Consider the following 23,201-nt stretch of genomic DNA (forward strand, 5'->3'; position numbering starts at 1 on the left):
CATGGAACGAGTCATCTGTTTGCTGATCGGGTACGCCTTTGGTCTGATCCAGACAGGCTACCTGTACGGCAGGACAAAACATATTGATATAAGGACAAAAGGGAGCGGCAACGCGGGCACGACAAACGCGCTGCGCACCATGGGGGTGAAGGCCGGCGTTGTCACGCTTCTGGGCGACTGCCTGAAGTGTGTGTTTGCGGTCCTGGCGGTGCGGCTCATTTTCGGCGGGGCGCACGGGGACATCCTCCCGGTCCTGTCCCAGTACGCGGGCCTGGGGGCGATCCTGGGGCACAATTATCCGTTTTACATGAAGTTTAAAGGCGGCAAGGGGATCGCTGTCACAGCGGGCATCATCATCACCACATGGAATATCTGGATCATGCTCATCTGTCTGGCGGTGTTCCTGATCGCGGTGGCGGCCACGAAGTATGTGTCGGTGGGATCGCTGACTGTGGTCCTTACATATTTTATCTGCGTGGTGGTGTACGGCCAGATGGGCGGCTTCCATGTGGACGGCAGCCACCTGTATGAGATGTATATACTCGCGGCGCTTGTAGTCGTGTCGGCGTTTTACAAGCATGCGGCCAATATAAAGAGGCTTATGAACGGCACGGAGAACAAGCTGAGCGTGGGAAAGAGCAAATAGAAAAGGAGGAGGAAGATTATGGCAAAAGTTGGAATCATGGGAGCCGGAAGCTGGGGGACGGCCCTGTCGCTCCTGCTTTACAGCAACGGCCACGAGGTGACCGTGTGGTCCATCAGCGGGGAGGAAGTGGAGATGCTCTCCCGGGAGAGGGAGCACAAGAGCAAGCTTCCCGGCGTGAAGATCCCGGAGGATATGCGGTTTACCACGGACATGGAGGAGACCGTAAGGGGGAAGGATTTTGTCATCCTGGCTGTTCCTTCCACATTCACGAGGAGCACGGCAAAGAAGATGAGCCCCTTTGTGGAGAAGGGACAGATCCTTGTCAATGTGGCGAAGGGGATTGAGGAGACAACGCTGATGACCCTCTCCGAGCAGATCGAGGAGGAGATCCCCCAGGCTGACGTGGCGGTCCTGTCCGGCCCGAGTCACGCCGAGGAGGTGGGAAGAAAGCTGCCCACAAGCGTGGTCGTGGGAGCCCGGACAAAGGAGACGGCCGAGTATCTGCAGAAGATGTTCATGAACGAGGTGTTCCGCGTGTACACAAGCCCGGATATTCTCGGCATGGAGCTGGGCGGCTCCCTCAAGAACGTCATCGCCCTGGCAGCAGGCATGGCGGACGGCCTCGGATACGGCGACAACACGAAGGCGGCGCTCATCACGCGGGGCATCCATGAGATCGCGAAGCTGGGCGTGAAGATGGGCGGCGCGAAGGAGAGCTTCATGGGCCTGACCGGCATCGGCGACCTGATCGTGACATGCGCGAGCGTGCACAGCCGCAACCGCAAAGCCGGCTATCTCATGGGTCAGGGCAAGACCATGCAGGAGGCCATGGACGAGGTGAAGATGGTCGTTGAGGGCGTTTACTCCACGAAGGCCGCTGTGGCTCTCGGAAAGAAGTACGGCGTGGATCTGCCGATCATCGAGCAGGTGAACGCGATCCTTTTTGAGGGGAAGAACGCGAAGGAGGCCGTTTACGACCTGATGATGCGCGAGGGCAAGGCAGAGCACAACGCCAAGCCGTGGAACTAGCTGCCATTACGTATCATTACGGACGTAATACTTTTCAAAATGGTTACGTCCGGAATTACACGAACTGGTGTGTAATTGTGTCTCGGCGCCAGTTCATTGATCGGATGACTTTTATAGAAAAGCGAGGATTTTCCCGGGTTCAGGAGAAAAGTCCTCGCTGTTTTTGTAGATGAATCATGAAATAATAGAAGAAATTGATTGAAAATAGTGGGACAGGAATACACAATAGCACACCAGTTAATTTAATTTGGCACGTAATACTTTTGAAAAGTATTACGTGCCAAATTAATTACAAATCAAACCATGGAATGTTGCTTGACGAACTCTTTGAAGTCGTTGATGGCCGGAGCCTGGTACACATCCTTCAGTGTACACATGTAGAATTTGCGCTCCCACGTCGGGTTGGCGATCCGGATGATCTGGACGGGCATATACTGCAACAGGGCCATGTGGGGGACGACGGCGATCCCGAATCCCGCCGCCACAAGACCGGCAACGGCCTGATCCTCCTCCACTTCGTAGGCGATCTCAGGCTGTCCACCGCAGCCATGGAACAGTCTGTCGATGATGGGGCGCAGCCCGCTGCGCCTGGAGAAGGCGATCTGCGGGTAGGGCAGTGTCTCTGACAGGTCGATCTCCTCCCTGGCACAGAGCGGATGGCCGTTGGGGACGATCAGGACAAGCTCTTCTTTTGCCACTGGGATAAACTCCACGGTCGGCTCATTTTCCATCTTTGAGCAGAACGCGATGTCATATTTCCTGCTTTTGAGCCCCTCGATCATATCCGGTGTAAGACCGGTGGAATTGTGGAAGCGGAACTCGATGTTCTGCCGGGGATGCTCCTTCAGATAGTCACGCACAAGGCCGGGCACGAACTGCGTGCTCAGGGTGCGCAGCACGGCAATGTCGATCTGCCCCTCGCCGCTCCCGGTCATCTGCAGCTTGCTGACGCTGGAATCCAGGATGCTGAGGGCCTGCTGTACATCCTCCAGAAAGACCTGCCCGCACTTGGTGAGGACCACATTGCGCCCTTCCTTTTCAAAAAGTTTTACGCCCAGCTCCTTCTCAAGAGAGGAGATGGCATGGCTCAGGCTTGGCTGCGTGATGGACAGAAGCTCTGCCGCTTTCGTGTAGTGCTCCAGATGGGCAAGTGTCACAAAATATCTCAGATGATACAGATTCATAGCGATTCCCCTTCATGAAATTAATTGTTATAATGCATATATTTTAGCATAAACCATAAATGATTTCTATGAATTCGTACAATATTACGAATTTGTTTTTAATTTAACAATACAATATAATTGAGACATAGAAAATATCACAGGATTGAACCGCCAGACAAATGGAAAGATGTTCAATTTTCACAATGGAAGGAGAAAGAACTATGTCAAAGAAAAATCCAATCACCATCAGCTCCTGGACTCTGGGAGACCAGTGCAAATTTGAGGACCGTGTGATCGCCGCCAAAGAGGCGGGATACGAGGGGATCGGCCTTCGCGCGGAGACGTACGTGGACGCCTTAAACGAGGGGCTGTACGACGAGGATATCCTGGCGATCCTTGACAAGCACGGCATGAAAGTGACGGAAGTCGAGTACATCGTGCAGTGGGCTGAGGACAACCGCTCCTATGAGCAGAAGTACAAAGAGCAGATGTGCTTCCACATGTGCGACCTGTTCGGCGTCGGCCACATCAACTGCGGCCTGATGGAAAACTACTCCGTAGAGCACACGGCACAGAAGCTGAAAGAGCTCTGCCACAGAGCCGGCAAGCGGATCATCGGCGTGGAGCCCATGCCCTACAGCGGAATCCCGGATCTCAAGAAAGCCTGGGACGTTGTGAAGGCCTCCGGCGCAGAGAACGCCTACATGATCCTGGATACATGGCACTGGGTAAGAGCGGACCAGCCGTACGACATCCTGACAAAAGAGATGGCTGAGAAGGTGATCTCCATCCAGATCAACGACGCCTATGACAGACCGTACGCGAAATCCATCTTAAGAGACGAGTCCATGCATGACCGCCTTGCCCCCGGAACAGGCGCGAAGGATACAGCAGGCTTTGTAAAGATGATCAGGGACGCCGGCGTGGATCCGAAGGTGATCGGCGTGGAGGTCATCTCCGATGAGATCCTCGGAAGAGGTCTGAAAGAGGCGGCTGCTTATACATACGAGAACACAGAAAAAGTGTTAAAAGAAGCATGGCCTGAGATGGTAGAAGCCTAAAAACCGCGACAAAAAGCTGAGAGTGAGGAAAAAAACATGAGATTTAAGACAATGTTCTCCCCGGTCCAGATCGGGCCCATGACTGTGAAGAACCGTTTCGTGGTTCCTCCGATGGGAAATAACTTTGCAAACACAGACGGCACATGGAGCGATCAGTCTGTTGCCTACTACGCAGAGCGCGCGAAGGGACAGTTCGGACTCATCACCATCGAGGCGACCGTCGTACACAACGATGCAAAAGGCGGCCCGAGAAAGCCCTGCCTTTACAGCGACGCCAGCATCGAGAGCCTGAAGAAGATCACAGACGCCTGCCACGCGCAGGGCGCAAAAGTATCCATCCAGTTGCAGAACGCAGGCCCGGAGGGAAATGCGGTGAATGCCGGCGCCCCCATCGTGGCTGCCAGTGCCATCCCGGCCGTGTTCGGGAGAGACATCCCGGTGGAAGTCCCCACGGAGCGGGTCTATGAGCTTGTAAAAGGTTACGGCGACGCGGCGGAGCGCGCCATGAAAGGCGGCGCGGACGCGGTGGAGATCCACATGGCTCACGGCTACCTGGTGAATTCCTTCATTTCACCCCGGACAAACAAGCGGACCGATGAGTTTGGCGGAAACTTTGAGAACCGGATGCGCTTCCCCCGCCTGATCGTGGAGGAAGTAAAGAGAAGAGTGGGCGGCAAAGTTGCCATCCTGGCCCGCATCAACAGCTCCGACGAGGTGGAAGGCGGCGATGACGTGCACGACAGCGCAGCCATCGCAGCATACCTGGAGGACTGCGGCGTGGAGGGACTGCACGTATCCCGCGCCGTGCACATCAAGGACGAGTACATGTGGGCGCCCACAGCCGTGCACGCAGGATTTTCCGCTGAGCTCGTGACAGAGATCAAGCGTGCGGTATCCATCCCCGTGATCACAGTCGGACGCTACACAGAACCCTACTACGCAGAGCTTCTCGTGAGAGAGGGCCGGGCGGATCTGGTTGCCTTCGGACGCCAGTCCCTGGCGGATCCCCATATGCCGGAGAAGGCCATGAACGATCACCTGGAGGACATGCTCCCCTGCATCGCCTGTCTCCAGGGCTGCGTGGCTAACATGTACAAGGGCGAGCCCATCTGCTGTCTTGTGAACCCCTTCCTGGGCCATGAGGCGGAGGGCCTTAAGAAGGCGGAGACTCCCAAAAAAGTTATGGTCATCGGCGGCGGCGTGGCCGGCATGTGCGCGGCGTTCATCGCGGCGGAGAGAGGCCATGACGTATCCCTCTATGAGGGCACGGACCGCCTGGGCGGCAACATGCGGCTGGCCGCTTACCCGCCTGGAAAAGGCGACATCACGAACATGATCCGCAGCTACATCGTAAGATGTGAGAAAGCGGGCGTGAAGATCCACATGAATACAACGGTTGATCTTGACTTTGTAAAGGCGGAGAAACCGGACGCCGTGATCGTGGCAACCGGCTCCCGCACCCTGATACTCCCCATCGAGGGCATTGACAACCCGGCCATCATCCACGGCTCCGACCTGCTGGACGGCAGGAGAGCTGCAGGAAAGAAAGTGCTTGTCGTGGGCGGCGGTATGGTCGGCTGCGAGACAGCCGCATTCCTGGGCGAGCAGGAGCACGATGTGACAGTCATCGAGTTCCGCGACACCGTGGGAGCAGACGTGATCCACGAGCACAGGGTCTTCCTGATGGAGGATTTCAAGAACTACGACATCAAGCAGATCACAAGCGCAAAAGTGTGCAGGTTCTACGAGGACGGCGTGGCCTACGAGTCCCCGGACGGCTCCATGCATGAGGTGAGAGGCTTTGACTCTGTCGTTCTGTCCATGGGCTTTAAGAACTACAACCCGTTTGCAGAGCAGCTTGAGGAGCTCGGACAGGAAGTGTATGTGATCGGCGACGCTACAAGAGCAAGAAGAGCGCTTGACGCCACAAGAGAGGCGTACGCGGCAGCCGTACAGATCTAGTAAAAAGGGAGGTTTCAGATCATGGAAAAAAGAATTTCCGGCCACACAGGCCTGATGGCCTTATTTGGAAGCCCGGTGGGACATTCCGGTTCCCCGGCTATGTACAACTTCAGTTTCCAGCACGACGGGCTGGACTATGCCTACCTGGCGTTTGACGTGACGGTAGAGCAGATGCCGAAAGTATTTGAGGCGATCCGCCTCTTTAAAATGCGGGGCGGCAACTTTACCATGCCCTGCAAGAACATCGCTGCGGAGCTGGTGGACAAGCTGTCCCCGGCGGCGGAGATCATCGGCGCCTGCAACACGTTTGTCAATGACGACGGCGTGATCACCGGCCACATCACAGACGGCATCGGCTTTGTGAACAACCTGGCGCTCCACGGCTTTGATGTGAAGGGCAAAAAGGCAGTCGTCCTCGGGGCAGGCGGAGCCGCCACGGCGATCCAGGTACAGTTCGCCCTGGACGGCGCGAAAGAAGTACATATCTTCAACATCAAGGACGAGTTCTACGAAAGGGCAGAGGGCACAAAGGCAAAACTTGCTGAGAAATGTCCGGACTGCGTTGTGACAGTGGATGATCTGGACGACAGGGAAAAGCTTGCCGCTGCAGTAAACGACTGCGACATCGTGATCAATGCCACCATCATGGGCATGAAACCCTACGACGACGTGACGCTCATCGACAAGTCCCTTTTCCGCAAGGATCTTGTTGTGGCCGACACGGTCTACAACCCGGAGAAGACAAAGATGATCCTGGAGGCCGAGGAGGCCGGCTGCAAGGCCATCGGCGGCGTTGGCATGCTCCAGCAGCAGGGCGTTGTGAACTACGAGCTGTTCGTAGGAAAGAAGATGCCCCTGGACGAGTACAACAAATTCCAGGCTGCACAGGCGAAATAACAGCAAGAGAAAAGGAGTAAGAGAGAAGTGAAAGCGAAAAAGTACATTTTATCCCTCGCAATGGTGTACATGGCGTACTTTACCCATGGCATCCAGGCGATCATCCTCTCCCAGAATCAGGTGAACTTCTACACCCAGTGGGGGTACGCCGACGCTGTGGAAGGGGCGGCAGCCGTATCCCTCGCCATCACGGCGACCGGCTTTGGCAAGATGCTCACCGTGTGGATCGGCGGCGAGTTCTCCGACCGCATCGGACGTAAAAAAATGGCTATGGCAGGGGGCATCCTGTATATCCTCTGCTTTGCAGGCCTTCTGTTCTCCACAAGCTTCCCGGTAGCGTGCGTGTGCGCGTTCCTGGCAGGCGTGGCCACATCCGGCTTCTGGGATGCGTCCCTGTACCCGGCGGCCCAGGAGTCCGTACAGCCCAGATACGCAGGGAGCGCCCTCATCGGCATCAAGTTCTTCGTATCCCTGTCCGGTATCATCTACCCGCTGCTGGCCGTGCAGTTCTCTGCAGCAGGCAACTGGCACATCAATGTGTGGATCCCGCTTGTGATGTCCGTCGTGGCGGTTGTCCTTGCCGTGATCGCACCGTTTGCCTATGACGATCAGATGAAGGAGAATGTGAAGACTGCAGACGGCAAGACCGAGAATGCCGCACAGGCTGAGATCGAGGCCGCAAGAGCCAGGATGCTCGTAAAACCAAGCGGACTTGTGAACTTCTTCACCATGTTCTACGGCTTCGTCTGCATGTTCATCATGTACGGCGCGCAGCAGTACACAAAGGCATTCGGCATGAGCAACTGCGGCCTGACTGAGGCCCAGGCGGCCGGCATGACTTCCATCTACACAGCCGGTTCCGTGATCGCGGTCGTGTTCTGGGCGGTCATGATGGGCAAGCTGCAGTGGAACCCGCTGAAGGTCGTGCTCATCGACTCTGTCTTCACGGCCGTGGCGCTTGCCATCGTGCTCCTTGTGAGCAACGTGGCCGTCATCTACGTGGCCATCGCCCTGCTCGGCTTCTTCGCAGCCGGCGGCGCGCTCCAGACAGGACTTGGCATCCGCCAGGAGATGTGCCCGGGACCGAAGGGGAGAAACACCGGTATCTACTACACATGGATGGGACTTGCCAGCTGCTTCCTCCCCTACATCGTGTCTGCCATGACCACCTCCATCGGCGAGGCGGCGGCTGTGTACACGATGATGGGACTGCTTCTGGCAGCAGCAGTCATCGCGATCCTGATGATGCTCTTCCTTGTAGCGCAGTATAAAAAGATCTTTGGAAAGAGCCCGCTCAAATAAGCGCGGCAAACGCTCCGGAACTGACAGGGGATCCGTCTTCTTGACGGATCCCCTTTTGTCGTGTAAGGTTAACTGTATAAAAAAGATTGCGGCACAGGCGGAGGGAAGAGAATATGCGGATCCTTGTTGCGGAAGATGAAAAAAATATGAACCGGCTCATCGCCTCGGCGCTGGCGGCCGAGCACTACAGCGTGGACGCCTGCTTTGACGGGCAGGAGGCGCTGGACTATCTGGCGGGCGCCGAGTACGACGCGGTGATCCTGGACATCATGATGCCGGTGCTGGACGGCCTGGCCGTTCTGCGCCGGATCCGTTCGGGCGCAGCCGGGAACCAGGCGCTCCCCGTGCTCCTTCTCACCGCCCGGGACAGCATCGAAGACCGGGTGGCCGGGCTGGACGCGGGGGCCAACGACTATCTGGTGAAGCCCTTTGCCGTGGAGGAGCTGCTGGCCCGGGTCCGTGTCCTGCTGCGAAGGCCGGAGGCGGCCGGGGAGGGAACCTGCCTCCAGGCGGGGGATCTGCGCCTTTGCACCGACACCCACGAGGTGACCCGCTCGGGCAGGCAGATCCGCCTCTCTGGGAAAGAGTATGCGCTGCTCCGCTACATGATGCAGAATCAGGGCATCGTGCTTACAAGGGACAAGCTGGAGCAGCACATCTGGAACTACGATTTCTCCGGCGGTTCCAACGTGATCGACGTGTACATCCGGTATCTGCGGCGGAAGATCGACGACGGATATGAGAAGAAACTGATCCACACGGTGCGGGGCGCCGGGTATGTGCTGAGGGCTGAATAGATGGGAAGAAAGTGGTCGATCAAAGCAAAATTAACCTGTCTCTACGGGGGATTCATGGTGCTGCTCACCTGCGCGGCGCTGGCGATCCTCTTTTCCCTGAGCAGCCAGGAGATCCTCTCCTCGGTGCAGGCGGACCTGCGGGAGCAGGTGCAGGAGAGCGTGGACGAGCTGGAGGCGGAGGAGGGACGGCTGCGGGTGGATGCAGATTTCTACTCCATGGAGAACGGGGTCTACCTGTCTGTGTACAGTACGGACGGCGAGTTCCTGTACGGCCGGGTCCCGGCCGGTTTCCCCGGGCAGCCTGCCTTTGAAAACGACAGCCTGCGCACAGTGCAGGATCGCTCCCAGAGGTTCTACGTCTTTGACCTGGAACAGAAGGTGGAGGGATACGGCGACGTGTGGATCCGAGGGACAGCCTCTGTCACCCGGGCGGAGAACAGCTTCACCGTCACGCTGCGGTTTGCCCTTGCCCTTCTTCCCATGCTGGCTGCGGTCATGATCTTTTTATCCTACCGGTTCGTGCGGCGCGCCCTTCTCCCGGTGCGGCGGATCACGGACACGGTGCAGGAGATCCAGAAAGAGGAGGATCTGTCCAAGCGGGTGGGGCTCCCGGCAGGGCAGGATGAGATCCACCGTCTGGCCGGGACATTCGACCAGCTCCTGGCGGATCTGGAGCAGGCTTTTGCCAGGGAGCAGCAGTTTACATCCGATGTCTCCCACGAGCTTCGCACGCCGGCGGCCGTGATCCTGCTCCAGTGCGAAGAGATCCTGCGGGATCCGGATCTTTCGGCAGATGTGCGCGCCCAGGTGGAGGTGATCCAGAGGAAGGCAAAGGAGATGTCCGCCCTGATCTCCCAGCTCCTTCTCCTGTCAAGGGCTGACCAGGGACGGCAGGTGCTCCAGAAGGAGCGGCTTGATATCAGTGAGCTGACGGAGATGGTCGTGGAGGAGCAGCAGATGCTGGCGCAGGAGAAGCGCATCACTGTCACGGCGCGGATCGAGCCGGATATCTGCATGCAGGCGGACGAGAGCTTTTTTATCCGGCTTCTGATCAACCTCATCTCCAATTCCCTTGCGTACGGCAGGGAGGGCGGCCACACGGAAGTGTCCCTCTACCGGGAAAACGACCTGGCTGTCCTGGAGGTCGCGGACGACGGCATCGGCATCAGCGGCGAGGACCTGCCCCGGATCTGGGACAGGTTCTACCGGGCGGACGCGGCCCGCAGCGACGGCAATCATGCGGGACTTGGCCTCTCCATGGTGAAGTGGATCGTGAAAGAGCACGGTGGGACCATTGGCGTGGAGAGTGAAAAAGGAAAAGGAACGGTCTTTGCCTGCCGGTTCCCGGCGGAAGAAGGATAAAAGCGTCCGGGCTGTGAAAGGAAACAGGGATCTCATCCGTATTATAAGTGAAACAGTAAAAAAAGAGAAAAAAACGGAGGGATCATCATGAGAAAAATCATAGCAGGACTGGCAATCGGAGCCGCAGCGGCAGCGCTTGGCGGGACAGGCGCCCTCGCGGCGGGAAACGGAGCTGGCGCCGCGGCGCTGTGCAGGCAGGACACACAGGCAGTCTGCGACTGGTGTCAGGAGAGAGGAGCCGGTTTCGTGGACGAGGACGGGGACGGCATCTGCGATAACTATGGAACCGGAACAGCAGGAATGGCAGGCAGCGCCGGACAGGGAGGCGCGCATCATGGCGGCGGCAGCGGGCACCACGGGCGCTGCCTGCGGTAGAAGGACATAGGAAAACGGGGGATCGCAAGACATGCGCAGTGAGGCGGAAGCAGCCAGAGCCATTGACCTCTATGCGGACACGGTAAAGAGGATCTGCATGGTACATGTAAAGAACGAGGCGGACACAGAGGACATATTTCAGACCGTATTTCTGAAATATGTCCTTCACACGGATGCCTTTGCAAGCCCGGCACACGAGAAGGCATGGATCATCACGGTGACGGTCAACGCCTGCCGGGATCTTCTGCGCAGTGTATTCCGCAAAAAGACGGTCCCGCTGGAGAAGGTGAAAGAGAAGCCAGGGGAGGAGGAAGCCGACCACAGCGAGGTGCTGGAGGCGGTCCTATCCCTCCCGGAAAAATATAAGGACGCCGTGTACCTCTACTATTATGAAGGGTACAGCGCGGAGGAGATCGGCGGCATCCTGGGGAAAAAGACAAACACAGTCTACACGCTTCTTGCGCGGGCAAGACAGATGCTGCGGGTGAAGCTGGAAGGGGTGACGGATGATGAATGAGAAGTTGAAAGAAGCCTTTGACCAGATCCATGCAGAGGAATCCCTGAAGCAACATACGCGGGACTACCTTGCCAGGGAAGTGTACAGCGGGAAGCGCGCGCACAGGAGCCGGCCCGCCCGGCGTCTTCTCCCGGCGGCAGCGGCGGCCTGCGTGCTTCTTGCGGCCGGCGTCTGCGGGGGCTGGATGTTCTTCACACCGACCGCCTGCATCAGCATTGATGTAAACCCCTCTCTTGAACTTGGGATCAACCGGTTTGACCGGATCATCTCCGTGAAGGGATACAACGAGGAGGGCGAGGCGATCGCAGAGGCGCTGGATATCCGGTATATGCCGTACGAGGAGGCGGTGGACGCGGTCCTGGAGAGCGGGGAGTTTGCCGCCTATTTAACGGACGATGCGGCGGTGACCTTTACCGTGGCCGGCAGGGACACCGAGCAGAGCAGCCGGATCCTTGGCCATGTGGAGCGCTGCACAGAGGGGCATGCGAACACCTACTGTCACGCCGGCACGGCCGGGGAGATGGAGGATGCCCATCACGCCGGCATGTCCGTCGGGAAATACAGGGCCTGGCTCGCCCTTCGTGAGGCCGGCCTGGATCTGACGCAGGAGGAAGTGCAGGACATGACTATGCGCCAGATCCGGGATCTTCTGGAAGAGGCCGGAGCCGATCCGGACGCGGCCGCGTCCTCCCCGCCGGCAGACAATGAGGCCGGGACACATCACAGGTCAGAAGGGCAGCACGGACATGGCCGGCATGGAAACTCATAAAAGATAAAAAATCTGTGGCTTTTAATTTCTTTTTAATCTTTCTCATGTATATTGGTCACAACAGGAAAACAAAATAAAAAAGAAAGGCACCGGCTCCGGCCGGGAAAGGAACAGAAAAATGAGAAAGAGAAGCAGAAAGATAACGGCAGTGATCCTGGCAGCGGCGGCAACAGCGGGCGTACTTACAGGATGCGGGGCAGCAGGCAAAGATATCGGGCAGGACGAGGCGAAGCGGATCGCTTTCGAGGATGCAGGCGTGAGCGAGTCGGACACATCCCGCCTGAAAGTGGAGAAGGACAGGGACGACGGCATGCTCCAGTATGAAGTGCAGTTCAGTGTGGCGGAGAAGGAGTACAGCTACGATATCAACGGCAGCAACGGGGATATCCTGAGCACCGATGTGGAGACGACAGGCAACGCCCTGCAGGGCGGTCAGAACGCCGGAGGGGCGCAGGATGACGGGACTGCGGCAGGAACAGGCGATGCGGCAGGAACTACCGGCAATACAGGAAACACGCAGCCCCAGACAAACGGCGGCGCAGGGACAGGCACAGCGGCCAATGTGGCGGTGAGCGAGGCGGATGCCAGGAAAGCGGCCCTGGACCGGGTGCCCGGCGCGACCGATGCAGATATCCGCATGGAGCTGGAATTTGACGACGGTTACTACATCTACGAGGGAGACATCATCTACGAGCAGAGGGAGTACGAGTTTGAGATCGACGCACAGAGCGGCAGTTTCCTGAAGTGGAGCGAGGAGAGAAGATAAAGAGGAAAGACAGGAGGAAGAGAACCATGACAGATACACTGGAAGTGATCCGGACAAGAAGGAGCATCCGCAGTTTTAAGCCGGATATGGTGCCCCGGGATGTGATCGGACAGATCGTGGAGGCAGGAACATACGCTGCGACCGGAAAGAACGGGCAGTCCCCCGTCATCCTGGCGGTGACGAACCGCAGGCTGCGGGACCGACTCTCGGAGATGAACGCGCAGATCATGGGCGTGGACATGGATCCCTTTTACGGCGCTCCGGTCGTGCTTGTTGTCCTGGCAGACAAGAGCCGTCCCACCTGCGTGTACGACGGAAGCCTGGTGATGGGCAATCTCATGCTGGCTGCCCATGCGCTCGGGATTGGCAGCTGCTGGATCCACCGGGCAAAGGAGGAGTTTGAGACGGAAGAGGGGAAAGAGCTTCTTCGCTCCCTTGGTATAGAGGGGGACTATGAAGGGATCGGCCACTGCGTGCTCGGCTATGTGGACGGGGAGTATCCGGATGCGGCGAAGAGAAAAGAGAACTGGGTTTACTATATAGAGTAACAGATAGAGTAACAGAATAAGTCGGCATCAAAATAGTAACAGTATTGACATACGTGTAAACACGTGTTAAAATTCAAGAGTAATATGTAGGAGGATATTACAGATGCCGATGACGCCAAGAGAGATGATCCGATATCTCAAGAAACATGGGTTTAGAGAAGTCAGCCAGAATGGGTCTCATGTCAAAATGAAAAATATACAGACCGGAAGACAGACTATAGTACCCTGCCATAAAGGGGAAATGAAAAAAGGATTGGAACAGGCCATATTAAGACAGGCTGGACTGAGATGAAGCAATATATTTGGAGGAATCTAGTATGAATAAATTATTTTATCCAGCCATCTTCCACAGGGAAGATGAAGGGTTTTGGGTTTCCTTTCCGGATTTTCCGGAATGCCTCACAGAGGGAGATGACATGGATCACGCCTATGAGATGGCGGTAGAAGCGCTTGGGCTTGCCATTACATGCAGGAAAGAAGAGGGAGATGACATTCCTGCCGCATCACTGCCGGAGGAACTGGATATACAGGACGGTATTCCGGTGATCGTGGAATTTGATATGCAGGAATATCTGAGAAAGCATCATTCCAGGGCAGTAAAAAAGACGCTTACGATCCCGGAATGGCTGAATGAGGAGGCGATGGCCAGAGGCATTAATTTCTCGCAGGTTCTTCAGGAAGCACTCATTGGCAAACTGGATATAAACAGATAGCAAACGGACTAAAAAAAGACACAGAAACAGCAAGTGAGGCTGCATTTTCTGTGTCTTTTCATATTGCGCATATATGTGACTCCTATACCCCCAGCGCGCCGTGCACGGAGGCGAGCACCCGGCTCAGTTCCTGGGCACCGATCTGTCCCGGGGCGGACGCCATGGAGCCGGAGCCGAAGGTCAGGCAGGAGCCGAAGACCTCGCAGGAGAGGCGGCTGATGCTGCCGAGCCCTGCCATGGACATGGTGATGATGGGCCGGTCCGCGTAGTCGGTGGCCATCTCCTCTGTGGCGGCAAGAAGGGTCAGCACATCCTTTTTGCTCTGGGGCATGACTGCCACCTTGGGGATGTCGGCGCCCATATCCTGCATCTTGCGCAGGCGGTAGACAATATCCGACTGGGCGGGCGTCCTGTCAAAATCGTGGTTGGAGGCGACGACTTTTGTGCCGCTCTCATGAATTGCCGCGATCAGGTCGGAGACGACCGCATCGCCGGTGAAGATCTCCACATCGATGAGATCAGCCATTTTGGTGGCAGCCACCGCTTTGTTGAGAGCCACATAGGCGGCTGTGTCCATCTCGTGGACGCCGCCTTCTTTTTTTGTCCGGAAGGTGAAAAGCAGAGGCGTGTCGCCCAGCTTCTCCCGGACGCCGGCGAGGACATCCAGCACGGCCTGTGTGTCCTCCACGCCCTCAAACCAGTCCACGCGCCATTCCATCAGATCCATGGGCATGGACTTGTACTGCTCTGTGAGGGAGAGGATCTCCTCCTTCGTCTTTCCCATATTGGGGATGCAGATGGCAGGAATGCCGCTTCCAAGCTCCAGGTTTCTTACTTTCACTGTATTCATGATCCTGCCTCCCGCCTAGTTCTCGTCGTCATCTGTGTACACGTAGGAGATGCCGAGCTTCTCCTTCATATATTCGCTGTCCACCCGCTGTCCCAGCATCAGCTCGATGGCCGCGATCGCCTGGAAGAGCATCATGCCCTGGCCGTTCATGGTCTTGCAGCCGGCTTTTCTGGCCATCTTCAGCATGGCTGTCTCGTGGGGGGAGTACACCACATCGGTCACAATGAGGTCCGGGCGGAAGAAGGAGGCGTCCGGAATATAGGTGATCCCCTCCAGCGGCTTCATGCCCACGCCGGTGGCGTTGGTGAACAGGTAGCTGTCCGCCATCTCTGCTTTCAGGCGGTCCAGGTCCTCCAGAGGGTAGAAGGTGGCCTTGCAGTTTGTGTTCTCATTGATCTTTTTCACGGTCTCGATAGCGTTGTCTTTGAACTTGTCATCTCTTGCGAAGATGGACATCTCGGCCACGCCGTCCAGGGCGGACTGGATCTGTACGGCAGTGGCCGCCCCGCCGGATCCGACGATGGTCACCTTTTTGCCGGTGGGATCGATGCCGTTGTCCTTCAGGGACTGTACGTATCCGATGCCGTCCGTGTTGTGCCCGATCAGGTAGCCGTCCTTATTTACGATGGTGTTGACAGCGCCGCAGAGCTGAGCGGCGGGGGACACCTCGTCCAGGTACTTGTGTACGATAGTCTTGTTCGGCATGGAAATATTGGAACCGCGCAGCTTCAGGGCGCGGAGGCCTTTGATGGCGTCCTCGAGATCGTCCGCATCCACCTCGAACGCGAGATTGACGATGTCCACGCCCAACTTCTCGTAGGCTGCGTTGTGGGTGGCGGGGGACTGGGAATGGCGGATCGGGTATGCCATTAGTCCGATCAGTTCTGTATGCCCGGTGATCTGGTGTCTTTCCATAATGCATCTCTCCTTTTTCTATAGAAAACTTTTATCTGTCTATATTTTAACAAAACGGATTTCCGCAATCAAATACATATTGTTCTTTAAAACGATAGACAAAATCTATCGAATGTTCCGTAGTCTAAACGGACCGGCATCCGCATATATTCTAACAGCACATGCGGAAGGGGAAGAGAAGATGGAGCAGTATGAATTATACAGGGATATACAGGCCAGGACGAACGGGGAGATCTACATAGGCGTGGTGGGGCCGGTGCGCACCGGCAAATCCACCTTTATCAAGCGGTTTATGGATGTGCTCGTCCTCCCGCACATGGAGGATGAACACGCGAAGGCGCAGACAGTGGATGAACTGCCCCAGTCGGCCTCGGGGCGGACGATCATGACGACGGAACCCAAATTCGTGCCCAAGGAGGCGGCCGTGGTGGAGCTGGCGGAGGGGACGTCCGTGAAGATCCGCCTGATCGACTGTGTGGGCTACATGGTGGAGGGCGCCTCCGGACACCAGGAGGACGGGGAGGAGCGGAAGGTGAAGACGCCTTGGTACGACTATGAGATCCCCTTCACGAAGGCGGCGGCCATCGGGACGGAAAAGGTGATCCATGAGCACTCCACCATCGGCGTTGTGGTGACTACGGACGGCAGCATCGGGGAGATCCCACGAGAGAGCTACGAGGCGGCGGAAGGCCGGACGATCCGGGAACTCCAGGAGATCGGGAAGCCCTTTGTCGTGCTGGTGAACAGCCGGCATCCACAGTCCGGCGAGGCAGAGCGCACGGCGGGGCAGATCCGGGACACATACGGGGTGCAGGCGGTCCCGGTGAACTGCGCGCAGATGCAGGAAGCCGATATCCACCGGATCATGGAGGCGGTGCTCTTTGAGTTCCCTGTCTCAGAGATCCGGTTCTATATTCCCCGCTGGGCGGAGATGCTGCCGGCAGATCACCGGATCCGGCAGGATCTTCTCTTCCATGTGCGCAGAGTGCTGGACGGGATCTGTGAGATCCGGGACGCCGTCGGGGGCGTGGAGACGCCGGAGAGTCCCTATATAGACGAGATGCGCCTGGAGAAGATCAGCATGGACACCGGCTGCGTGCAGATCCGGATCGGGATCGGGGAGGCATTCTACTATGAGGTGCTCAGCGAGATGACCGGCGCGGATATAGACGGCGAGTATGAACTGATCCGGGAGCTGAAGAGCCTCTCCGCCATGAAGCGGGAGTACGAGGGCGTGAAAGGGGCGTTCGACAGCGTGCGGATGAAGGGGTACGGCGTGGTGAAGCCGGGCCGGGAGGAGATCACCCTGGATGAGCCGGAGATCATAAAGCAGGGGAACAAGTACGGGGTGAAGATCCGCTCCCATGCTCCGTCCATCCACCTGATCCGGGCCAGCATCGAGACAGAGATCGCGCCCATTGTCGGGAACGAGCAGCAGGCGGAGGACCTGATCCGCTACATCGGGGAGACGAAAGAAAGAGAGGGCGGCATCTGGGAGACGAACATCTTCGGCAAGACGGTGGAGGAGCTGGTCATGGACGGCATGAACGCCAAGATATCCATGATCGGGGACGAGAGCCAGGTGAAGCTGCAGGATACCATGCAGAAAGTTGTCAACGACAGCAACGGCGGCATGGTCTGCATTATCATCTAGCAGGCGGCCGGCGCGCGCCGCACATGTTCACGGGGAGTGGGGATGTGCGGCACTTTTTATGATCATTGAAAACATTTCGTGATTTCGTGTAAAATGCGGGTAAAACATTTTGCGATTTCGTGATATGATGAAGATATGTATTTCCACGAATACCGGTATGATCTAACAGAAGGAGAAGAGGATATGTCAGTTAAGATTGGAATCATCGAAGATGACGCGGCCCTGCGGGAAGGCCTTGTCATGGCGTTTGAACTGGAGGGGTATGAAACCGCGTCTGCCGGGTCCTTCCGGGAGGGGCAAACGCTCCTTGAGACAGGAGGGCTGGACGCTGTCATACTGGACTGCAACCTGCCGGGCGGCAGCGGGTTTGATCTGGTAAGGATGCTGCGCGGGACATCGGACCTGCCGGTGCTTATGCTGACGGCCCGCAGCTCCGAACTGGACGAGGTAAAAGGACTGGAACTGGGTGTGGATGATTTTATGAGCAAACCGTTCTCCCTGGCGGTGCTCCAGGCGCGGGTGCGGAAAATGCTGAAAAAGAGGGAGGAACCGCTCGTTTTGTCGTCCGGTGATATCACGGTGGATCTGCGGAAGGGGGAGGCAAGACGGGGAAAGGAGAAGCTGCTCTTAAGCGGTACGGAGCAAAAACTCCTTTCCTGCTTCCTTGCGCATCCGGGACAGATCCTCACAAAGGAGCAGCTTCTCGGGCACATCTGGGATACAGACGGGAACTATGTGGATGAGAATACGCTGGCAGTGGCGATCCGCCGCCTCCGGGTGAAGGTGGAGGAAGATCCCGGGAATCCGGAGAGGATCCGGACCGTTCACGGCCGGGGATACCGCTGGCAGGAGAAAGGACGGGGCGTATGACAGCGATGATGAGCGTAGGCATCGTACTTCTGGCGGCAGCACTTTTTGGCCTTTTCTATTTCCGCAGACGGTACATGCGGCTGTATGAGGCAGTGCAGCAGTTCCAGAAGCAGATCCTGGAAGGACAGGCCGTCTGGCCGGGGCCGGACACAGAGGCGGCGGAGGATGTGATCCGGGATGCCTTCCTGCGGATCCAGAAGAAGTACGACCGGGAGGCAGAAAGCCTGCAAAGGGACCGGGAGGCGGTGCAGGGGCTGATCAGCGATCTGTCCCACCAGTTAAAGACGCCCCTTGCCAATATCCGGCTTTATCAGGATCTTCTTAAGAACCGGGAAATCTCACTTAAGCAGCGGGAGAAGCTGGAGCAGCGGCTGGAGGAGCAGACGGACAAGTTGGAATGGCTTCTGGAGGCCCTGTTCCGGATGGTGGATCTGGAGCGGGGGCAGGGAAATCTGGAGGCAGAGCCGGCAGATGCGGCTGAAACTGTAAAGCGAGCTCTCGCCCAGGTCAGGCCGAGAGCGGACGCAAAGCACATCCGGATCGGGCAGGAACCGTCTGACGGGCTGCTTCTTTTGCACGATCCGAAGTGGACGGAGGAGGTCTTCTTCAATCTTCTGGATAATGCGGTCAAGTACAGCCCGGAAGGGTCGGTGATCCGCATTTCCTATGACAAATTTGAGACATACGGGGCCGTGCATATCCGGGACGCGGCGCCGTGTGTCCCGCCGGAGGAATATCCCTGCATTTTTCAGAAGTTCTACCGGGGCAAAAACGCCGGGGAGCAGGAGGGATGGGGCGTGGGCCTTTACCTTGCCAGGCTTATCCTGGAACAGGAGCAGGGCTATGTGAAGGTGGATGCCGTTCCCGGGGGCGGGAATATATTCTCTGTGTTTCTGCCCGTCTCCTTTTAGCAGAACCGTATCAGGTGAAACCGACACGAAGAGGGCCGGCTGTGAGAAAAGCAGCCGGCCCTCTTCGTGTCCGTAAGTCTGCCGCAAAAGGGAAAGGCCGGATATATGACAGAATTGTAAGGATTTACCGCCCGGATTGTCATGAGCCTGTCAGAAGAGTATGGTACAATCACAGTATCAGGAACAACAAAGGAGGATTGCATATGGAGGCTGTCCGTGTACAGGAACTGCGGAAAAGTTACAGAGCCGGATCCGGGAGCGCCCCGGTCCTGCTCGATGTGACGTTCTCCCTGGAAGAGGGAAGTTTTACGGCTCTTGCCGGCATCTCCGGTTCCGGAAAGACGACCCTTCTTCATCTGCTGGCCGGCCTGCAGGAACCGGACAGCGGCAGGATGCTCCTCCTGGGCCGGGACATGGGCGGTATGAATGAAAAGGAGCGCATCCTGTTCCGCCGGAGACATGTCAGTCTGGTGCTCCAGGAAGCAGCGCTTCTTCCGAGTCTGACAGTGGAGGAGAATCTGGTGCTTCCCGTGATCATGGATACGGGAAAACTGGTGGACAGGGAAAAACTGGAAGCGATACGCAGGGACCTTGCTCTTGGAGGGGTATGGAACCGGTATCCGGCGCAGCTTTCCGGCGGAGAGCGCCAGCGGGCTGTATTTGGCAGGGCTCTCTTTTCAGATGCGGAGATCATCCTGGCGGACGAGCCCTGTGCCCGGCTGGACCGGCGGCAGTCCCTGGAGACGATGGGGTTATTGAAGCGGTGCGCCGGCCTTTGGGGGCGCACGGTGCTGATGGCAACACATGATCTGGATCTGGCACAGATCTGCGACCGGATCCTCACACTCCGGGAAGGCAAGATCAGGTAAAGGAGGGAAATGGCATGGCAGTTTTTTGGAAGCTGATCCAAAAAGAGATCCGGCAGAAACCGGCCCGGTTCGCAGTGCTGGTGCTGGGGATGACGGCGGCGGTCTTTCTCATCACGGTGATGACCATCTTCTCCACCTCCTGCCTGCAGGCCATGATCCGGCAGGAGATCGAGGAAAACGGGCCTTATGAGGCGGTGTTCCACAACCTGACAGGGGAGCAGGCGCAAAGGCTGGAGGAAAACGGGCGGATCCGTAAGATGTGGAGGCTTGCAGAATGTCCCCGGGATTTTGGAAACGCAGGCGATGGGAAAGAAGGAGAGGACCTGCAGGGGCGGGTGTGCTGCGGGGTGACTTACCGCCACCGGACCCACGGAATTTTTAAAGAAGTAAATGAACTGGGGGCGGAGATCGACATGGATCCGCTTCCGGAGGAAGAGCGGGAGATCGTGTTCTCCCGGAGAAACCTTACGGTCATTTCCAGTTATGATATTACCTTCAACAATAAGCTGCTGGCCTATTACGGGCTCAATGCCTCTGAGGTGAAGGCGGGATCCGCCTGGGCGATTGGGATGATCGATTTTGTGATCACCATTTTCGCGGCGGTGATCCTCTATTACGTGGTGATCTCCGGCATGGAGGAGAAGCTTAAGACAGTGGGGCTTCTGGACGGGATCGGGATCTCGGACGGGCAGAAGCGCCTCTATATCTACGGGGAGAATCTGCTGGCCGGGGCGCTGGCGGTTCCCCTGGGGATGGGCCTTGGACTGCTGGCGCTTTTTCTCTCCTGCCGGGAGTTAAATGAGCGGTTCCTGCCTTCTTATGACCTGGAGCTTGCCGTCAGCCCGCTGTGGCTGGGGGCGGTTCTGGCAGGAAGCGGGGCGGTGATCCTCTGCTCCGCCTCCGGCCTCTACGCCAGGGCGAGGAAGGAGCGGATCCTGGATCTTGTCAGCGGTTATGACCGGGAGGAGGAAGTGAACCGGACCACGGTGCTTTTGCGGGCGAAACGGCATTTCTTCAAGGCGGAGACTCTGCTGGCGGCCAAGAATGTGATCCTGAACCACAGAAATTACGGGGTGTCCTGTGCTTTGCTGGTGATTTCCCTGTGCGTGTTCCTGAACGGGATGATGTACGTCCGGGGGCTGGCGGCACCCTATGAGGAGGGGCAGGATTATCCCAGGGTCTCCCTGTGGGCGAAGGCGGAGACGGGCGGCGCCGGTACAGACGGCGGGGCTGCAAAGGGAGAGACTCTGGAAGAACTGGCTGGGAGGATTGAAGACCTGGAGGGAGTGGCCCAGGTGTCCGTGGTGAAAGAGGCGGAGGACTACAATGCAACAGAGGGATTGTCTTTTGCAGAGATCAAAGCCTATCTGGAGGAACTTCATGTCTGGCGGAATGTGGATCTCTATGAGTCGGATCGGTTTGACGCCCGGGAGAAGGAACTGAACGCGCAGATGGCCCTTCACTATCTGGTGCGGATCGTGGGGGTGGATGAAGCCACCTTCCGGCGGTATCTCAGGTATGGGGAGGAACAGGGGAAGCTGGCCCGGTCCGGGGCGAGGGCAGAAGACCTGGGGATCCTGGTGGGAGCGGAGAGAGCTCCCTATGAGGAGAACACATTTCCGCTGATGATCCAGGGGGAATTAAAGCAACTTCCGCTGGCCCTCATTCTCCTGCCCGGCGAGCATGAGGAAATGCTGCGCTCAGAGTATCTTAAGACGGCGGCGCAGGCAGGAGACACCTTGGATTTTTACTATACGGAGGGGGACAGTATCCTCTATGTGCCCATGGACACCTTTGACCGGCTGTTTGGGGCGGAGCAGAAGCAAACGGTCTGCCTGGAGATCGCCCTTGACCGGGATGTGACGAAAACCGGGGAGGTCCGGCGGGCGGATCTAAATGAAGTGGTATATCCCGGGAATGCCCCCAGGCGGGCAGGAGAGGAAGGGAAGATCCGGGAGGAGATCGAGGCGCTGGCGCAGGAGATGGGACTTGGCGGACTGGAAGTTGTAAGCTTTGCGGAGGAATACCAGCAGTCCTTCTTCGTAGGCGGCAAAGGCCTTCATCTTATGCTGGTGGCGGCCCTGGTGAGCGCCTGCTCTCTGGCGGCGTTTCTGGTGGTGCTGCAAAAAGACGCAGCTTCTCTCCGGAGACGGCGCAGGGAATTTGCCCTTCTGCAGACCATTGGCATGACCAGGAGAAGAGTTTTGAAAATGCTGATCCTGGAGCATTTCTTATATGCCCTGGCAGGGCTTGGGTTTGGGATCCCGGTCAGCCTGTTCATCCTGACCGGCTTATACAGCGATGGGGGCGCGCCCCAGATGACGTCATCTATGGATGTGCCCTGGGACCTGGTGGCAGGCCAGGCGGTGATGACGGCGTGCGTAGTGATCCTGCCTCTTCTCTTCCTGCTGCGGGAGATGAAGAACCTGGATCTGGTGGAGACCATACGGAGGGAGGAATAGATGATGACAGAACCAGTGAGAAAGAAAATGGCAAAGTCGGGAAAGAGCGGTCTGGAACAGGAAGGGCTGCGGGCGCAGAAGATCTGTAAGACATACGGGACCCGGGAGAATCCGGTCTACGCTTTGAAGGAGACCAGCTTCCAGATCCCAAAAGGCCAGTTCGCGGCCATCCTTGGACCCTCCGGGTGCGGGAAATCCACCCTGCTCCACGTGCTGGGCGGCATAGAGGAGCCGGACGGAGGAAGCGTGTGGATCAAAGGGAAGGATCTGTACCAGATGGAGCGGAGCAAACGGGCGGTCTTTCGCAGGCGCAGCATCGGGATGGTGTACCAGTCCATTTTCCTCCTTCCCGCGCTGAACATTGAGGAAAATGTCATCCTGCCCCTGCTTCTGGACGGGCGCAGAGCAAAGGAGAAACAGTTGCTGGGGCTATTGCGGGAGACCGGACTGGAAGCAAAACGGGAAGCCCTTCCCAGCCAGCTCTCCGGCGGGCAGCAGCAGCGGGCCGCTATTGCCAGGGCGCTCGTCATGTCCCCTTCGGTCCTGCTGGCCGACGAGCCCACCGGGAACCTGGATAAGGCCAACCGGAACGGGGTGATGGAACTCTTCCGGCGGCTGAATGATATTTACCAGGTGACCATCCTGATGGTGACCCACGATGAAGAGCTGGCAAGGCAGTGCGACCGTATCTTATATATGGAGGACGGGCGGATCATACGGGATACGATCCTGCCCGCGTCTCTTACGCCGTAGCCGTACC

At 57.5% G+C, this 23,201-nt stretch carries 24 protein-coding genes; 21 read left to right on the forward strand and 3 right to left on the reverse strand.

Annotated features, from left to right (window positions below; genetic code table 11):
• Position 1 precedes the first annotated feature (1 nt).
• Both plsY and H6A20_RS02895 read left to right on the forward strand, forming a co-directional pair.
• A complete protein-coding gene (gene plsY / locus H6A20_RS02890) occupies positions 2–646 on the forward strand; it encodes a glycerol-3-phosphate 1-O-acyltransferase PlsY (protein WP_204905661.1) in 645 nt (214 codons plus the stop codon).
• An 18-nt stretch (positions 647–664) separates the two neighbouring features.
• On the forward strand, positions 665–1,675 hold the full coding sequence (locus tag H6A20_RS02895; RefSeq protein WP_204905662.1) for an NAD(P)H-dependent glycerol-3-phosphate dehydrogenase: 1,011 nt from the start codon (positions 665–667) through the stop codon (positions 1,673–1,675).
• Between the two features lie 296 nt (positions 1,676–1,971).
• On the opposite strand, the gene H6A20_RS02900 is transcribed toward H6A20_RS02895, so the two are convergent.
• Complete coding sequence (locus H6A20_RS02900) at positions 1,972–2,859, reverse strand: LysR family transcriptional regulator (RefSeq protein WP_204905663.1); 888 nt, start codon at positions 2,857–2,859, stop codon at positions 1,972–1,974.
• Between the two features lie 203 nt (positions 2,860–3,062).
• Here H6A20_RS02900 and H6A20_RS02905 point away from each other — a divergent pair, with 203 nt between their 5' ends.
• From H6A20_RS02905 to H6A20_RS02965, 13 genes are all read left to right on the forward strand, one after another.
• Entirely contained in the window at positions 3,063–3,902 is an 840-nt protein-coding gene (locus H6A20_RS02905; RefSeq protein ID WP_204905664.1) for a sugar phosphate isomerase/epimerase family protein, read from the forward strand.
• Positions 3,903–3,938: 36 nt separating this feature from the next.
• On the forward strand, positions 3,939–5,864 hold the full coding sequence (locus H6A20_RS02910) for an oxidoreductase (RefSeq protein ID WP_204905665.1): 1,926 nt from the start codon (positions 3,939–3,941) through the stop codon (positions 5,862–5,864).
• Positions 5,865–5,885: 21 nt separating this feature from the next.
• Positions 5,886–6,761: a shikimate dehydrogenase gene (locus H6A20_RS02915; protein WP_204905666.1), complete on the forward strand. Its 876-nt coding sequence runs from the start codon at positions 5,886–5,888 to the stop codon at positions 6,759–6,761.
• A gap of 27 nt (positions 6,762–6,788) precedes the next feature.
• A complete protein-coding gene (locus H6A20_RS02920; protein ID WP_204905667.1) occupies positions 6,789–8,063 on the forward strand; it encodes an MFS transporter in 1,275 nt (424 codons plus the stop codon).
• 113 nt (positions 8,064–8,176) lie between these two features.
• Positions 8,177–8,860 carry a response regulator transcription factor gene (locus H6A20_RS02925; protein WP_204905668.1) on the forward strand — a complete coding sequence of 228 codons (684 nt, stop codon included), beginning with the start codon at positions 8,177–8,179 and terminating at the stop codon, positions 8,858–8,860.
• Positions 8,861–10,222: a sensor histidine kinase gene (locus H6A20_RS02930; RefSeq protein ID WP_204905669.1), complete on the forward strand. Its 1,362-nt coding sequence runs from the start codon at positions 8,861–8,863 to the stop codon at positions 10,220–10,222.
• Positions 10,223–10,309: 87 nt separating this feature from the next.
• Positions 10,310–10,597, forward strand: coding sequence for a hypothetical protein (locus H6A20_RS02935; protein WP_204905670.1), 288 nt, complete (start codon positions 10,310–10,312; stop codon positions 10,595–10,597).
• Positions 10,598–10,628: 31 nt separating this feature from the next.
• Positions 10,629–11,114, forward strand: a complete 486-nt coding sequence (locus H6A20_RS02940) for an RNA polymerase sigma factor (RefSeq protein ID WP_204905671.1) — start codon at positions 10,629–10,631, stop codon at positions 11,112–11,114.
• Positions 11,107–11,883, forward strand: coding sequence for an anti-sigma-I factor RsgI family protein (locus H6A20_RS02945; RefSeq protein ID WP_204905672.1), 777 nt, complete (start codon positions 11,107–11,109; stop codon positions 11,881–11,883). The genes H6A20_RS02940 and H6A20_RS02945 overlap by 8 nt, the downstream gene beginning before the upstream one ends.
• Positions 11,884–12,001: 118 nt before the next feature.
• A complete protein-coding gene (locus H6A20_RS02950) occupies positions 12,002–12,649 on the forward strand; it encodes a PepSY domain-containing protein (protein ID WP_204905673.1) in 648 nt (215 codons plus the stop codon).
• Between the two features lie 26 nt (positions 12,650–12,675).
• Positions 12,676–13,197 (forward strand): nitroreductase, encoded by a 522-nt coding sequence (locus H6A20_RS02955; protein ID WP_204905674.1) that lies wholly within the window; start codon positions 12,676–12,678, stop codon positions 13,195–13,197.
• Positions 13,198–13,300: 103 nt separating this feature from the next.
• Complete coding sequence (locus H6A20_RS02960) at positions 13,301–13,489, forward strand: type II toxin-antitoxin system HicA family toxin (protein ID WP_204905675.1); 189 nt, start codon at positions 13,301–13,303, stop codon at positions 13,487–13,489.
• A 25-nt stretch (positions 13,490–13,514) separates the two neighbouring features.
• Positions 13,515–13,910, forward strand: a complete 396-nt coding sequence (locus H6A20_RS02965) for a type II toxin-antitoxin system HicB family antitoxin (protein WP_204905676.1) — start codon at positions 13,515–13,517, stop codon at positions 13,908–13,910.
• An 82-nt stretch (positions 13,911–13,992) separates the two neighbouring features.
• On the opposite strand, the gene aroD is transcribed toward H6A20_RS02965, so the two are convergent.
• Positions 13,993–14,760 carry a type I 3-dehydroquinate dehydratase gene (aroD, locus tag H6A20_RS02970; protein ID WP_204905677.1) on the reverse strand — a complete coding sequence of 256 codons (768 nt, stop codon included), beginning with the start codon at positions 14,758–14,760 and terminating at the stop codon, positions 13,993–13,995.
• A gap of 15 nt (positions 14,761–14,775) precedes the next feature.
• The gene (locus H6A20_RS02975; protein WP_204905678.1) at positions 14,776–15,675 is read right to left on the reverse strand and encodes a shikimate dehydrogenase; all 900 of its coding nucleotides are present in this window, start codon (positions 15,673–15,675) and stop codon (positions 14,776–14,778) included.
• 181 nt (positions 15,676–15,856) lie between these two features.
• Between H6A20_RS02975 and spoIVA the strand changes: the two genes are divergently transcribed.
• The 6 genes from spoIVA (at position 15,857) to H6A20_RS03005 (ending at position 23,194) form a co-directional block, all read left to right on the forward strand.
• Entirely contained in the window at positions 15,857–17,329 is a 1,473-nt protein-coding gene (spoIVA, locus tag H6A20_RS02980) for a stage IV sporulation protein A (protein WP_204905679.1), read from the forward strand.
• A gap of 183 nt (positions 17,330–17,512) precedes the next feature.
• Positions 17,513–18,199: a response regulator transcription factor gene (locus H6A20_RS02985; RefSeq protein ID WP_204905680.1), complete on the forward strand. Its 687-nt coding sequence runs from the start codon at positions 17,513–17,515 to the stop codon at positions 18,197–18,199.
• Positions 18,196–19,110 carry a sensor histidine kinase gene (locus H6A20_RS02990; RefSeq protein ID WP_204905681.1) on the forward strand — a complete coding sequence of 305 codons (915 nt, stop codon included), beginning with the start codon at positions 18,196–18,198 and terminating at the stop codon, positions 19,108–19,110. The genes H6A20_RS02985 and H6A20_RS02990 overlap by 4 nt, the downstream gene beginning before the upstream one ends.
• Positions 19,111–19,313: 203 nt before the next feature.
• Positions 19,314–19,979, forward strand: a complete 666-nt coding sequence (locus tag H6A20_RS02995) for an ABC transporter ATP-binding protein (RefSeq protein ID WP_204905682.1) — start codon at positions 19,314–19,316, stop codon at positions 19,977–19,979.
• A gap of 14 nt (positions 19,980–19,993) precedes the next feature.
• On the forward strand, positions 19,994–22,441 hold the full coding sequence (locus tag H6A20_RS03000) for an ABC transporter permease (protein WP_204905683.1): 2,448 nt from the start codon (positions 19,994–19,996) through the stop codon (positions 22,439–22,441).
• Complete coding sequence (locus H6A20_RS03005; RefSeq protein WP_243426104.1) at positions 22,442–23,194, forward strand: ABC transporter ATP-binding protein; 753 nt, start codon at positions 22,442–22,444, stop codon at positions 23,192–23,194.
• Positions 23,195–23,201: the final 7 nt, after the last annotated feature.

It is taken from the genome of Mordavella massiliensis, from assembly GCF_016901695.1.
GTDB classification, from domain to species: Bacteria; Bacillota; Clostridia; order Lachnospirales; family Lachnospiraceae; genus Claveliimonas; species Claveliimonas massiliensis_A.